The 12,206-nt window shown below is 76.0% G+C and carries 12 protein-coding genes; 6 read left to right on the forward strand and 6 right to left on the reverse strand.

Annotated features, from left to right (window positions below; genetic code table 11):
• Positions 1-53 precede the first annotated feature (53 nt).
• Both IU369_RS06020 and IU369_RS06025 read left to right on the forward strand, forming a co-directional pair.
• The gene (locus tag IU369_RS06020; RefSeq protein WP_217923668.1) at positions 54-1,766 is read left to right on the forward strand and encodes a 2-oxoacid:acceptor oxidoreductase subunit alpha; all 1,713 of its coding nucleotides are present in this window, start codon (positions 54-56) and stop codon (positions 1,764-1,766) included.
• A complete protein-coding gene (locus tag IU369_RS06025; RefSeq protein ID WP_217923669.1) occupies positions 1,763-2,641 on the forward strand; it encodes a 2-oxoacid:ferredoxin oxidoreductase subunit beta in 879 nt (292 codons plus the stop codon). The genes IU369_RS06020 and IU369_RS06025 overlap by 4 nt, the downstream gene beginning before the upstream one ends.
• A gap of 50 nt (positions 2,642-2,691) precedes the next feature.
• Here IU369_RS06025 and IU369_RS06030 read toward each other — a convergent pair whose 3' ends face one another.
• Positions 2,692-3,189 carry a quercetin 2,3-dioxygenase gene (locus tag IU369_RS06030; protein ID WP_217923670.1) on the reverse strand — a complete coding sequence of 166 codons (498 nt, stop codon included), beginning with the start codon at positions 3,187-3,189 and terminating at the stop codon, positions 2,692-2,694.
• 100 nt (positions 3,190-3,289) lie between these two features.
• Here IU369_RS06030 and IU369_RS06035 point away from each other — a divergent pair, with 100 nt between their 5' ends.
• Positions 3,290-4,261 carry a LysR family transcriptional regulator gene (locus tag IU369_RS06035; RefSeq protein WP_217923671.1) on the forward strand — a complete coding sequence of 324 codons (972 nt, stop codon included), beginning with the start codon at positions 3,290-3,292 and terminating at the stop codon, positions 4,259-4,261.
• Here IU369_RS06035 and IU369_RS06040 read toward each other — a convergent pair.
• Genes IU369_RS06040 through IU369_RS06055 form a run of 4 tightly spaced genes read right to left on the reverse strand, consistent with a single transcriptional unit; the run spans position 4,251 to position 8,616 of the window.
• The gene (locus IU369_RS06040) at positions 4,251-5,336 is read right to left on the reverse strand and encodes a P-loop NTPase family protein (RefSeq protein WP_217923672.1); all 1,086 of its coding nucleotides are present in this window, start codon (positions 5,334-5,336) and stop codon (positions 4,251-4,253) included. The genes IU369_RS06035 and IU369_RS06040 overlap by 11 nt on opposite strands.
• On the reverse strand, positions 5,333-6,331 hold the full coding sequence (locus tag IU369_RS06045) for a hypothetical protein (protein ID WP_217923673.1): 999 nt from the start codon (positions 6,329-6,331) through the stop codon (positions 5,333-5,335). The genes IU369_RS06040 and IU369_RS06045 overlap by 4 nt, the downstream gene beginning before the upstream one ends.
• Before the next feature lie 48 nt (positions 6,332-6,379).
• Positions 6,380-7,492 (reverse strand): sensor histidine kinase, encoded by a 1,113-nt coding sequence (locus tag IU369_RS06050; protein ID WP_217923674.1) that lies wholly within the window; start codon positions 7,490-7,492, stop codon positions 6,380-6,382.
• A complete protein-coding gene (locus tag IU369_RS06055; RefSeq protein WP_217923675.1) occupies positions 7,492-8,616 on the reverse strand; it encodes a sensor histidine kinase in 1,125 nt (374 codons plus the stop codon). The genes IU369_RS06050 and IU369_RS06055 overlap by 1 nt, the downstream gene beginning before the upstream one ends.
• Before the next feature lie 186 nt (positions 8,617-8,802).
• Between IU369_RS06055 and IU369_RS06060 the strand changes: the two genes are divergently transcribed.
• Together IU369_RS06060 and IU369_RS06065 are read left to right on the forward strand one after the other, a co-directional pair.
• Positions 8,803-9,417, forward strand: a complete 615-nt coding sequence (locus IU369_RS06060; protein WP_217923676.1) for a nucleotidyl cyclase domain-containing protein — start codon at positions 8,803-8,805, stop codon at positions 9,415-9,417.
• Positions 9,338-9,994, forward strand: a complete 657-nt coding sequence (locus IU369_RS06065) for a response regulator (RefSeq protein WP_217923677.1) — start codon at positions 9,338-9,340, stop codon at positions 9,992-9,994. The genes IU369_RS06060 and IU369_RS06065 overlap by 80 nt, the downstream gene beginning before the upstream one ends.
• On the opposite strand, the gene IU369_RS06070 is transcribed toward IU369_RS06065, so the two are convergent.
• A complete protein-coding gene (locus IU369_RS06070) occupies positions 9,991-11,037 on the reverse strand; it encodes an LLM class flavin-dependent oxidoreductase (RefSeq protein WP_217923678.1) in 1,047 nt (348 codons plus the stop codon). The two genes, IU369_RS06065 and IU369_RS06070, sit on opposite strands and share 4 nt — an antisense overlap.
• Before the next feature lie 68 nt (positions 11,038-11,105).
• Here IU369_RS06070 and IU369_RS06075 point away from each other — a divergent pair, with 68 nt between their 5' ends.
• Positions 11,106-12,182, forward strand: coding sequence for a hypothetical protein (locus IU369_RS06075; RefSeq protein ID WP_217923679.1), 1,077 nt, complete (start codon positions 11,106-11,108; stop codon positions 12,180-12,182).
• Positions 12,183-12,206: the final 24 nt, after the last annotated feature.

Consider the following 12,206-nt stretch of genomic DNA (forward strand, 5'->3'; position numbering starts at 1 on the left):
AGCGGGCCGGGTGCCCCACGCCTCGCGACGCGCGCGACGAGCAGGAGGCATCCTTGGCACGAAAGAGCGTGGTGATCCGGCTTGCCGGAGAGTCCGGCGAGGGGGTCATCTCGTCGGGGGACATCCTGACCCAGGCCGCCGCCCGCGGCGGGTACTGGACCCAGACGTTCCGCACCTATCCCGCCGAGATCAAGGGCGGGCCGTGCATGTACCAGGTGCGGATGGGCGAGGAGCGGATCTACAGCCACGGCAAGGACGTGGACCTCCTCGTCTGCTTCAACCAGGAGGCCTGGGACCTCCACTGGGACTCCCTCGGGCCGGACGGCGTCATCCTGTTCGACGAGACCGCGGTCGACATCCCCGAGGAGTACGCGGCGCGCGCCCGCCCCGTGCGGATGGAGAAGCTCGCCAAGGAGATCGGCGGCTCCCTGCGCGCGAAGAACATGGTCGCCGTCGGCGCCGTCGCCGGCGTCATCTCGTTCAACACGACGCCGATCGAGGAGCTCGTGCTCCGCCGCTACGCCCACAAGCAGGGCGTGGCCGACGCGAACATCGCCGCCCTGCGCGCCGGCGGTGACGAGAGCGCCGACCTGCGCGGGTCCCTCGCGATCACCGACCCCGTCGAGGTCGAGGCCGACCGGATCCTCATGTCCGGCAACCAGGCGATCGCCGTCGGCGCCATCGCCGCCGGCGTGAAGTACTTCGCCGGCTACCCGATCACCCCGGCCTCCGACATCCTGGAGTGGCTGTCGGCGAAGCTCCCGCAGGTCGGCGGCATCACCATCCAGTGCGAGGACGAGATCGCCTCGATCTCCTCCGTGCTGGGCGCCTCCTACGCCGGGGTCAAGTCGATGACGGCGACCTCCGGGCCCGGCCTCTCCCTCATGACGGAGATGCTCGGCTACGCCGGCACGGCGGAGATCCCCTGCGTCGTCATCGACGCGCAGCGCGGCGGCCCGTCCACCGGCCTGCCGACGAAGACCGAGCAGTCCGACCTGCAGCACGCCCTGTACGGCGGGCACGGCGAGGCCCCCCGGGTCGTGATCGCGCCGATCACCGTCGAGGACTGCTTCTGGGCGACGATCGACGCCTTCAACTACTCGGAGCGCTACCAGGTGCCGGTCATCCTGCTGACCGACCAGGGCCTCGCGACGCGCATGGAGGTCATCCACAAGCCCGACACCGACCTGATCGAGCTGTGGGACCGCCGCACCTCCGCCGGCCTCGACCGCGAGTACAAGCGGTACGAGCTGACGGAGGACTCGATCTCCCCGATGGGCATCCCGGGCGAGGAGGGCGGCCAGTACGTCTCCACCGGCATCGAGCACGACGAGCTCGGCCACCCCGCCTACACGCCAGAGAACCACGTCGCGATGCAGACGAAGCGCTGGGCGAAGCTCGAGCCGCTGAAGAACGGCATCGTGCGCCACGAGCACTACGGCGAGGAGCAGCCGGAGATCGCGATCATCGGCTTCGGCTCGACCTACGGCGCGGTGCGCGAGGCGATCGACCTCGCCCGGGCCGAGGGCGCCTCCGTCGGCGCGTTCTACCCCCGCGTGCTCGGGCCCTTCCCGGGCGAGCAGGTCACCGCGTTCGCGGCGAAGGCCCGCCGCGTGGTGGTCCCGGAGGTCAACTTCACCGGCCAGCTCGCGCGTCTCGTGCGCGGCGAGTGCGGCATCCCCGTCGAGAGCCACGCCAAGTGCGACGGCCTCCCCTTCACCGCCGAGGACGTCCTCGACGTCATCATGGAAAGGATCCCCAGTTGAGCACCGTCCCCGCGAAGCGCAAGCCCTCCGATTACAAGTCGGAGCTCAAGCCGATCTGGTGCCCGGGCTGCGGTGACTTCGGCGTCCTCGCCTCGCTCTACCGGGCGTTCGCCGAGCTCGACCTGGACCCCGCCAACACCGTCGTCGTCTCGGGCATCGGCTGCTCCAGCCGCCTCCCGGGCTTCGTCTCGACGTACGGCTTCCACTCCCTGCACGGGCGCCCGCTGCCGGTCGCGATGGGCGTGAAGCTCGCGAACCCCGACCTGAACGTGATCGCGGTCGGCGGCGACGGCGACGGCTTCGCCATCGGCGCCGGCCACTTCCCGCACGCGGCCCGCCGCAACGTCGACATCACGTACCTGGTGATGGACAACGAGATCTACGGCCTCACCAAGGGCCAGGTCTCGCCGACGTCGCTCACCGACCAGAAGGCGCCCTCGACCCCCTGGGGCAACCTCGAGACGCCGCTGAACACGCTGGCGTTCGCGGTCGCCTCCGGCGCGTCGTTCGTCGCCCGCGGGGCCTCCTTCAACACGAAGGCGCTGACCGAGCTGATCGTGCAGGCGATGGAGCACAAGGGCTTCTCGTACATCGACGCCCTCTCGCCCTGCGTGATGTTCAACAACCACCAGGAGGAGTGGAAGGAGCTCGTCACCGACGTCGCGCCCGACCACGACGTCGCCGACAAGACGGCCGCCTTCGACCTCGCCCTGAAGGGCGGGTTCAAGATGGGGATCCTCTACCGCGAGCAGCGCGCCACGATCAACGAGAAGTACGCGGCGCTGGTCGAGGCCGCGAAGGACAGCGACCTCGAGACGATGCTCGAGGCGTTCAACGCCCGCAAGGGCGCGGCGATCGGCAAGCCGACCGTCTAGTGGCCCGGCGCCCCGGCCCTCCGCGCGGAGGGCCGGGGCGGCCTGGAGGCTCAGGCGTCGAAGTCCACCGCCTCGACGCCGTGACGCGACGCCGCCGCCAGCGTGCGGGCGATCTCGTCGGCGTCGATCGGCGGGGCCGGTCCGTCGTCGAGCGCGGGCCGCCCGGACTCCCGGAAGAAGCCCTCCATGCCGCCGGGCGTGAAGCCCACCAGCACGCGGCTCGGCGTCGCGGCGGTGTTGCGGAAGTTGTGGACCGTGCCGCGCGGCGCGTAGGCGAACCCGCCGGTCCCCAGCTCGTGGACCCGGTCGCCGATGCGGATCTCGAAGGTGCCGTCGAGGACGTACCAGAACTCGTCCTCCCGGGTGTGCACGTGCGGCGGGGGCCCGCCACCCGGTGCGGTCACGTTCTCGAGGAGGACGAGCCCGCCGCCGGTGCGCTCGCCCGTCGCCAGCAACGTCATCGTGTCCCCGACGATCCAGATCCTCTCGCCGTCGCCGGGACGGACCGCGTGGCCCGGGTCGGCCGGCGCCTGCGTCGTCGCCATCATCGAAGCTCCCCTCTCCTGCGGTGGACGGTGCAGGAGGAGCCTCCCCCCGGGAGATCAGCAGCGCCACTGATTATCCTTCTTTGAGTAGTAGGTTCTCTTCATGCCCGTCGGTGACGTCGCCCGCCTCCGCGCCTTCGCCCTCGTCGCGGAGCTCGGCTCGGTCTCGGCGGCGGCGGACGTCCTCGGATACACCCAGTCGGCCGTCTCCCAGCAGCTCGCCGGCCTGGAGCGCGACACCGGCGTCCCGCTGATCGACCGGGCGCAGCGGCCCCTGCGCCCGACCGTCGCCGGCGCCGCTCTGCTGCCCCACGCCCAGCGCGTGCTCGCCGCCGTCGTCGGCATCGAGGGCGCGCTCGACGACCTCCACAGCGGCCGGAGGATGATCCGGCTCGCCGCGTTCACCAGCGCGCTCTCCTCCTTCGTGCCCGCCGCGGTGCGCGACCTGCGGCGCGCGAACCCCGGCCTCGTGGTGCGGGTGCTGCAGGTGGAGACCCGGGAGGCCATCGACCGGCTCCGGCGCGGCGAGGCGGACCTCGCCGTCGTGCACCACATGCCGGGCGTCGCCGTGCCCGACACGGCGGGGCTGCGCCGGCGCCACCTGCTCGACGACCACCTGAGCATCGTGCTGCCGGGGCGCCACCGGCTGGCGCGCCTCGACGCGGTGCGGATCGCCGACCTGGAGGGCGAGCCGCTCATCCTCCCCCGGCGGGACACCCCGGCGGGACGTTTCCGGGCGGTCGTCGAGCAGCTCTGCGCGGAGGCCGGGTTCACGCCGACGGTCGCCTACGAGCTCGACGACCTGCCGGCCGTCCAGGCCTTCGCCGCCGCCGGGATCGGCATCGTGCCGATGCACGGGCTGACGCTCGGAACGGTGCCGGCGGGGGCCGTGACGCGGCCGCTCGCCGACCGTCCCGCCGGCAGCCGGAGGATCGAGGCGCTCCTGCCCGCCGGCGCGGATCGGCTCGTCGAGCAGATCGCCGAGCGCCTCGTGGTCTCCTCGCGGCAGCACGCGAGGCGGTCGCGGTCGTCCGGTGACGGCGCCCCGGAGGACCGCGGGCGGGTCAGGGCATGAGCCCCGCCCGCTTCGCGCGGGCGGCCCGCACGGCGGCGCGACCCACGAGCCCCGCGGACTCGTCCTGCAGCGCCTCGCCGACCGCCTCGTCGGCGAGCGCCAGCACGAGCCGCAGGTCGCCGTGGGCCTCCTCGTAGACCGTCGCGAGGTCGCGGAGCGCCGGCTCGGCGAACGCGTCGGCCGTGCCCCCGGCGATCCCGGCGACCTCCATCCGGCGGTCGAGGATCCGGACGAGCCCCGCGACGGGGTCGGGTAGCCGCGGCAGCTCGACGAGCTGCAGGCGACGGGCGGTCTCCGCCATCGCCGGGTACCGCAGGTACTCCGTGTGGACCTGGAGGGCGAGCCCGCAGTCGACCTCGGTGATCATCGTCCGGACGTTCGCGACGAAGCCGCGCACGAGGACCTCCGCCTCGTCGGCGTACACCGACCGCAGCCAGATGTCGGTGTCGTCGAGCACGAAGAACGGCTCGAGGTCGCGCCCGCGGAACACGGCGACGAGGTCGCCGAGGGCGTGCCACGGCTCCCCGCCGCGCACCCGCGACTCCCACCCGCCGGCCGACACCTCGATGTCGCTCGCGAGGCCCGCGGTCACCGCCGCGAGGCGCGGGGAGACCAGGGCGAGCGGCACGTTGAGCGCGAAGCCGCGGCGGCGCGCCCGGCGGCTGCGGCGCGACAGGTCCGCGATCCGCTCCTCGATCGCCTGCTGCTCGCGCCGGCTCGGGAGGTCGGGCGCCGCCCAGTCGATGACCTGCCGGACGATGTGGCGCGCGAAGTCCCCGGGGTCGACGACCCCCCGCTCCACGACGCTCATGGGGACGCGCACGGGGACGAGGTGCGCGGGGACGTCCGGCGCGAGCTGGCCGAGCACCGCCGCCAGCACGCTCGACTTCCCGGTGCCGGAGGGGCCGACGACCGCGAGGTGCCCGCCGCTGCGGGCGACGCGGCCGATCTCACCCTCGACGCGGCTGCCGCCGACGAGGTCGTCCCACGGGACGTGGAGCGCCTCCAGCGCCTCGTAGTGGCGGTCCCCGAGGGCGCCGCGCTCGCGCAGCTCGACCAGGACGTCGCGGCTCACGGCGCCGGGACCCCCTCGCCGGGGGCGAGTGCCGACGCGGGGACGGGGACGAACACGCGGCGCACGCGGCGGTCGTCGCCGCGGGCGGTTCCGCTGGTCACGAGCCCCCCCTCCTCGAGGGCGCGGGCGACCTGGGCGGCCCGCTGGCGCGACCAGCCGAGGCGGGCGAGCAGCCGCGGGTCGGAGGCGCTGGCGGGGCCGCTCGCGTCGAGCTCCGCGAGCAGGCGCTCGGCGGCGGGGCCGAGCGCGGCCGCCCGGCGGGCGCGCTCCCGCGCGGCGGCCCCGGCGCCGCCGGGCGCGGTGCCGCCGATGAGGGCGTCGCGGGCGGCGGCCAGGACCTCGCGGGGCGTGTCGAGCCCCGCGCCACGGAGCGCGTCGGCGACGCGCTCCGCGTCGGCGGGGTCGAGGCGTCGCCGCAGCATGTCGGCGCGTGCCTCCTCCCCCAGGGGCCCGAGGCGCACGACGGCCTCGAAGAAGACGTCCGCCGGCGGCTGCAGGAAGCCGGCGGCGTCCGCGGCCGACGCGGCGACGACGAAGCGGACGGGCGTCTGCCACAGCTCGTCGCGCAGGCGCCCGAAGAGGGGGTGGGCGAGCTCGGGACGCACGCCGTCGAGCATCACGTGGACCCGGGTGTCCGCCGCGTCCGCCCAGGAGCGGATCGTGGCGAGCACGCGGGTCGTCTCCGACGCTCCGGCGCGACCGGCCCGTCCGTCGTCCCCGTCGCCGCCCGCCACCGCGCGGTCGATGGCGCGCACGAGCTCCGGCAGGTCGGCGGCGGCGCCCGCGTCGACCGGCTCGGCGCGGTGACCGTGCGCGCGCAGCCGGAAGGCGGCGGCGTGGAGCGTCGTCGTCGCACCCGCGCCCCGTGGCCCGACCACCAGCACGTTCAGGCCGCGGCGGGCGAGGTCGACGACGGCGTCGATCTCGGGGCGCTCCACGACCATCCGCTGGTCGCGGGCCGTCGCGAGGAGGGGGCGGTTGCCGAGCTCATCCATGGGGTTGCGACCATAGCAGCAAGGGACGCAACCCCTGACCGCGGGGCGTCAGGCGGCGACGGCGGCGCCGCGCGGGAGGCGTGCGGCGAGGCGCCACCCCCCGTCCGCGCCGGGGCCGGCCTCGAGGCTGCCCCCGAGGGACTCGGCCCGCTCCCGCAGTCCGCGCAGGCCGGTGCCCCCGCCGATGCCGGTGAGGGAGGCCTCGTCTCCGGCCGGGCCGTTCACGACCTCGACCTCCAGGGCGTCGCGGCCCCCCCGCAGGCGCACCGCGACGGGTGCGCCCGCCGCGTACCGCAGGGCGTTCGTGAGGCCCTCCTGGACCACGCGGTAGGCGGTCTGCGTCACGTCCGGCGGCAGTCCCTCGCGCTCGCCCTCCAGCGTCATGCGCACGTCGAGCCCGCTGCCGGAGGCGCGCGACACGAGCTCCTCGACGAGGGCGAGGTCGGGGCCGGGGGCGGGTTCGTCGGCGAGCAGCCGCACCAGCAGGGCCATCTCGCGTTCCGCCTGCCGGGCCGCCCCCGCGATCGCCTCGAACGTCTCGGCGGCCGCGGCGTCGTCGCGGCCCACGAGACGCTGACCGGCGCTCGCCTGCACCACCATGACGCTGATCGCGTGCGCGACGATGTCGTGGAGCTCCGAGGCGATCCGCGCCCGCTCGTACCGCACCGACAGCGTCGCGAACGCCTCGCGCTCGGCCTCCAGCTCGCGCACCCGGGTGGCGAGCTGCGCGGCGGCGACCGACCGCTCGCGCAGCGCCCGCCCCGCCCCCCAGGCGGCGGGCGGGATGAACAGGAAGACCGCCTCCGCGCTCCCGGCCATCAGGGCGCCGGTCGTCGCGGCGGCCACGATGACGAGCATCCCCACGACGCCGGAGCGGCGGCCGTCGAACCTCCCCGCGGCGAACGCGTGGGCGGCGACGGCGAGGTAGGCGACGAGCGAGTCGTCGCCGGGCAGGGTGCCGGCGGCCCCGGCGACGAGGAAGAGGGCGGCGGCGAGCGCCCAGCACGCGGCGGGCGCCCACCGGGCGAGGCCGAGGGCGGCCCCGAGCAGGCCGCCCGTCACCAGCCCCGCGCCCCCGCCGGTCCACGGGAGGGCGGCGACGAGCGCGACGGCGCCCCCCGCGAGGGCGATCCCGAGGTCGGCCCGGCGGGGGGCGGTCATCAGACCGTCGCGTAGATGGGGAGCGACACCCGGGCCTCGGCGCGCCCGCCCTCGGTGGTGACCGCCACGTGTCCGTCGTGGAGGCGCGCCCGCTCGCGGGCGCGTTCGATGGCGGCGGCGGCGCGGCGGCGCGCCGGCCCGGTGGCGCGGAGCTCCAGCGCGTCGTCGGTGAAGCGCACGACCACGGCGACGTCCGGCGCGTCGCCGAGGGCGTCGAGCAGGTGCTCGACCACCCGGTACGCGGAGAGCTCCACGCCGGCGGGCAGCGCCCGCGGGTGGCCCTCGACGGTCAGGCGGGCGCCGGACCCCTTGGCGCGGACGAGCAGCGCGTCGAGCTGGGTGAGGGTCGGCTGCGGGGCGGTCGCGGCGGCGCCGTCCTCGTCGCGCAGGACGCCGACGACCGCGCGCATCTCCTCGAGGGTCGCGCGGCTCTCCCGCTCGATCCGGGCGAGCGTCCCGGCGGCGGCCCCCGGGTCGGCGGGGTCCACCCCCGCCTCCGCGAGTTCGGTCAGGGCGGCGAGGCGACGCTGCAGCAGGGCGTCGAGCTCGGCCGACAGACGCGCCCGGTCGCCGGTGACCTCGAGGCGGGCACGCTCGTCGCGGGCCGCGCGCAGCTCACCGGTGCGGGCCTCCAGCTCGCGCACGACCCTGCCGCGGGAGTGGACGAGGCGGCCGACGCCCCAGACGCCGATCAGGATCGGGCCGATGAAGCCGTAGAAGGCCCCGACGTCCGCCCCGCTCGAATGGTCGGGGGCGGTGCCGAGGAACGCGATGCCGAGCGTCGCGACGAGGCCGATCAGCGACGCGCGCAGCTCGAGCCGCGCGCCGACGGCGAAGCCGAGGATGAGCGCGAGCGGGGCGAGGACACCACACCGGACGACGTCGTCCTGGAAGATCGCGACGTGCAGGCCGGCGGCGGCGAGGGTGGCGACCGACGCGGCGAGGGGCGCGACGCGGCGCCACAGCAGGGGGACCGCGCAGAGCGCGAAGAGCGGGACGGCGGGCCACGGGGCCGCGACGACGTCGTCGGGGACCTGGATCGCCATGTAGACGGCGGCGAGTGCGACGCCGAGCGCGGCGATGGCGATGTCCAGCCCGCCGATGCGCTCGCGGATGTTCGTCATGGACCGGATCATGGGGGCGACACGACCTTTCCGTAAAGGGGTGGGTGGACCCGGTCGTCGCCGGGAGCGGGGCGAGCATCCGCCGGGGGCGCCGCGTCGTCGTCCCCCGCCGGGATGAACGGCGGCGCGGCGGTGTCATCACCGGGGGTGACGCGCGCCCGGCCGGGGCGCGAGGATGCTCCGACCGTGGACACCGCCTTCGCGACCGTGCTCGCCGCCGACCTCGCCGGTCCCGCCGGACGCGCGCCCGACCCCGCGCGGCGCGCGGCCCTCGACGCGCTGCGGGCGGTCGCCGCCGCCCACGGCGGACGTGGGCTCTCCGGCGCCGGGACGGGCCTGCTCGTCACGTTCGCCGGCGCCGCGGCGGCGGTGCGCTGCGCCGTCGAGATGCAGCGGGCCGCCGCGGCCGCGGGCACGGCGCCCCCGAGGATCGGCATCGCCGCGGGGGAGATGGCGGTCGGCGGGGACGGCGGGGACGGGCCGGCGCTGCTGGCGCGCCGCCTGTGCAACGCCGCCGCGTCGGGCGGGATCGTCGCCGCGGACGTCGTCCGCCAGGTCGCCGGGCCGTCGCTGGAGCAGGTGGTTCGCCCGGCCGCGGGGCTGCGCCTGCCGGGCATCGACGAGCGGGTCGCGACGGCCGAGGTGCTGTGGCGGGACGACGCCGACGCCGACGACCCGGGCGCCGCCCCCGGAGGCCCCCTCCCGCGAGATCACGGTGGTGGTGGCGGACGACCAGCGGCTGCTGCGCGCCGGGTTCCGGGTGATCCTCGACTCGGAGCCGGACATGCGCGTCGTGGGTGAGGCCGCCGACGGCGAGGCGGCCGTCGACGTGGTCCGCCGGCGCCGGCCGGACGTGGTGCTGATGGACATCCGCATGCCGGGGCTCGACGGCCTGGCGGCGGCGGAGCGGATCCTGTCCGAGCCGGGGCTACGGACGGCGGTGGTGATGCTGACGACCTTCGACCGCGACGAGTACGTCTTCGAGGCGCTCCGGATCGGCGCGAGCGGGTTCCTGCTGAAGGACACGCCCGCGGACCGCCTCCTCGACGCGGTGCGCGTCGCCGCCGACGGCGACGCGCTGCTCGCCCCGTCGATCACCCGCCGCCTGGTGGAGCGTTTCGCCCGCGCCGCACGTCCGGACGCGGCGGGTCCCCACCCACGCCTCGCGGCCCTCACCGCCCGGGAGCGGGAGGTGCTGCGGCTCGTGGCGGGCGGCCTCTCCAACGCCGAGATCGCCGCGGAGCTGGTGCTCGGCGAGAGCACCGTGAAGACCCACGTGGCCCGCCTGCTGTCGAAGCTCGGCCTGCGGGACCGCGTGCAGGCGGTGGTGCTGGCCTACGAGACCGGCTTCGTCACGCCGGCCCCCGACGACGACTAGGCGGTCGCGGGCTCCTTCGCCGCGAGCGCGGCCCGGACGGCGGGCGCGACCTCGGTGCCGAACAGCTCGATGCTCCGCATCATCCGGTCGTGGGGCATCGTGCCGACGCTGAACTGGATGAGGAAGCGGTCGTGCCCGAAGACCTCGTGCTGGAAGAGGATCTTCTCGACCACCTGCTGCGGGCTCCCGACGAGGTTCGCGCCGTGCAGGTCGATGGAGGCGTCGAACGCGGCGCGCGACATCGGTGACCACCCGCGCTCGCGGCCGATGCGGTCCATCATGGTCTTGAAGGGGCCGAACGCCTCGTCGGCCGCCCGCTGCGAGGTGTCCGCGACGTAGCCGTGCGAGTTGATGCTGAGCGGCAGCGGGCCGTGGCCCGCCTCCGCGGCGGCGGTGCGGAACAGCTCGGCGTACGGGGCGAACCGGGCGGGCTGGCCGCCGATGATCGCGAGCGCCATCGGCAGGCCGAGGGTGCCGGCGCGGACCACCGACGCCGGGGTGCCGCCCACCGCGACCCAGACCGGCAGGGGGTCCTGCACGGGGCGCGGGTAGACGCCGCGCCCGTCGATCGGCGCGCGGTGGCGCCCGGACCACGTGACCGTCTCCCGGTCGCGGAGGGCCAGCAGCATCCGGAGCTTCTCGTCGAACAGGGAGTCGTAGTCCTCGAGGGGGTACCCGAACAGCGGGAACGACTCGATGAACGACCCGCGCCCCGCCATCACCTCGGCGCGCCCGCCGGACAGGAGGTCGACGGTGGCGAACTGCTGGAAGACCCGGACGGGGTCGTCGGAGCTGAGCACGCTCACCGCGCTCGTCAGGCGGATGCGCTCCGTGATCGCCGCGGCGGCGCCGAGCACGACGGCGGGGGCGGAGACGGTGAAGTCGGGGCGGTGGTGCTCGCCGAGCCCGAACACGTCGAGGCCGACGCGGTCGGCGAGGGCGATCTCCTCCAGCAGGTCGGCCAGCCGCTCCTGCGGCGAGATCATGTGGCCGGTCTCGGCGTCCGGGGTGAGCTCCGCGAACGTGTAGATGCCGAGTTCCATGCGGGTCCGAGGGTAGCGGAGGACCGGCGGGGAGGCCCGGTCCGGGCACCTCCGTCATCATGGCCCGCGTGAGCCGCACCCGCGCCCTCGGCGCCCTGCTCGGGGCCGCGACGCTCTGCCTCGCCGCGTGGGGCTGCGGCGGCGGGGACGACGGCGGGGGGGAGGCCCCGGCGGCGGCCTTCACGCGCGCCCCCTACCTGACCCGCGTCGCGCCGACGTCCGCCCGGATGCGCTGGGTGGCGCCGCCGGGGACGCGGGTGACGGTGACCGCGACCCCCGCGGACGGGGGCGCCGCCCGCACCGCCGACGGCGGCGACCTGCGCGGCCTCGCGCCGGACACCCGCTACGCGTGGACGGCGCGCATCGACGGGCGGGACGCGGCGTCGGGGGCGTTCACGACCGCGCCCCGCGACCTGTCGCGCCCGCTCGACCTCGTCGCGTTCGGCGACTACGGGGCGCCCAACGACAGCTCCCGCGCCGTCGCCGCGCGGGTCGCGGCGGAGGAGCCGCGCCTGCTCGTCACCGCCGGCGACAACGCCTACATCGTGACCCTGCCGCAGCTGCTCGACGAGCTCGTGTTCGGCCCGCTCGCGCCCGTGCTCGGCTCCGCCCCGAACTACGGGACCGTCGGGGACCACGACGTCGTGTTCCCGGCCGGGCAGCGGGCCCTCGCCGAGGCCTTCGAGTGGCCCGCCGACGGCGAGCGGTACGACCTGCGGTACGGGCCGGTGCAGGTCGTCGCGATCGGGCTGCGGGGCGACGCCGCGGACGTCCCGTTCCTGCGGCGGGCCCTCGCCCGGCCCGGACCCCTCGCCCGCCTCGTGGTGATGCACCAGCCGGTCACGGCCGGCAACCCGGTGCTGCCGGTGATCGCCGCCGCCGACGTCACGGCCGTGCTCGCCGGCCACCTGCACGCCTACGAGCGCCGCGAGGTGGCGGGCGCCCCCGGCGTCCCCTTCCTCACCGTCGGCACCGGCGGCGCCCCCCGCAACGACGGGCGGACGCCCCGCAGCCGGGACGCCGTCGTGTACCTCGCGGCGTTCGGCGTGCTGCGGGTCCGCCTCCACGACGGCCGGGCGACGTTCGCGTTCGTGGACGTCGAGGGCCGCGTCCGCGACACCCTGGAGGCGCCGCTGCTGTCGTGACCCGCCCGCGCCGCGGCGCGGGAG

Source organism: Miltoncostaea oceani, from assembly GCF_018141545.1.
In the GTDB taxonomy this organism is placed as follows: domain Bacteria; phylum Actinomycetota; class Thermoleophilia; order Miltoncostaeales; family Miltoncostaeaceae; genus Miltoncostaea; species Miltoncostaea oceani.

Bases quoted from the DNA above. Each gene is read 5' to 3' on its own strand.
- IU369_RS06050 (WP_217923674.1), bottom strand. From the start codon at position 7,492: ATGACCGCCCCCCGCCGGGCCGACCTCGGGATCGCCCTCGCGGGGGGC.
- IU369_RS06045 (WP_217923673.1), bottom strand. From the start codon at position 6,331: ATGGATGAGCTCGGCAACCGCCCCCTCCTCGCGACGGCCCGCGACCAG.
- IU369_RS06055 (WP_217923675.1), bottom strand. From the start codon at position 8,616: ATGACGAACATCCGCGAGCGCATCGGCGGGCTGGACATCGCCATCGCC.
- IU369_RS06070 (WP_217923678.1), bottom strand. From the start codon at position 11,037: ATGGAACTCGGCATCTACACGTTCGCGGAGCTCACCCCGGACGCCGAG.
- IU369_RS06030 (WP_217923670.1), bottom strand. From the start codon at position 3,189: ATGATGGCGACGACGCAGGCGCCGGCCGACCCGGGCCACGCGGTCCGT.
- IU369_RS06035 (WP_217923671.1), top strand. From the start codon at position 3,290: ATGCCCGTCGGTGACGTCGCCCGCCTCCGCGCCTTCGCCCTCGTCGCG.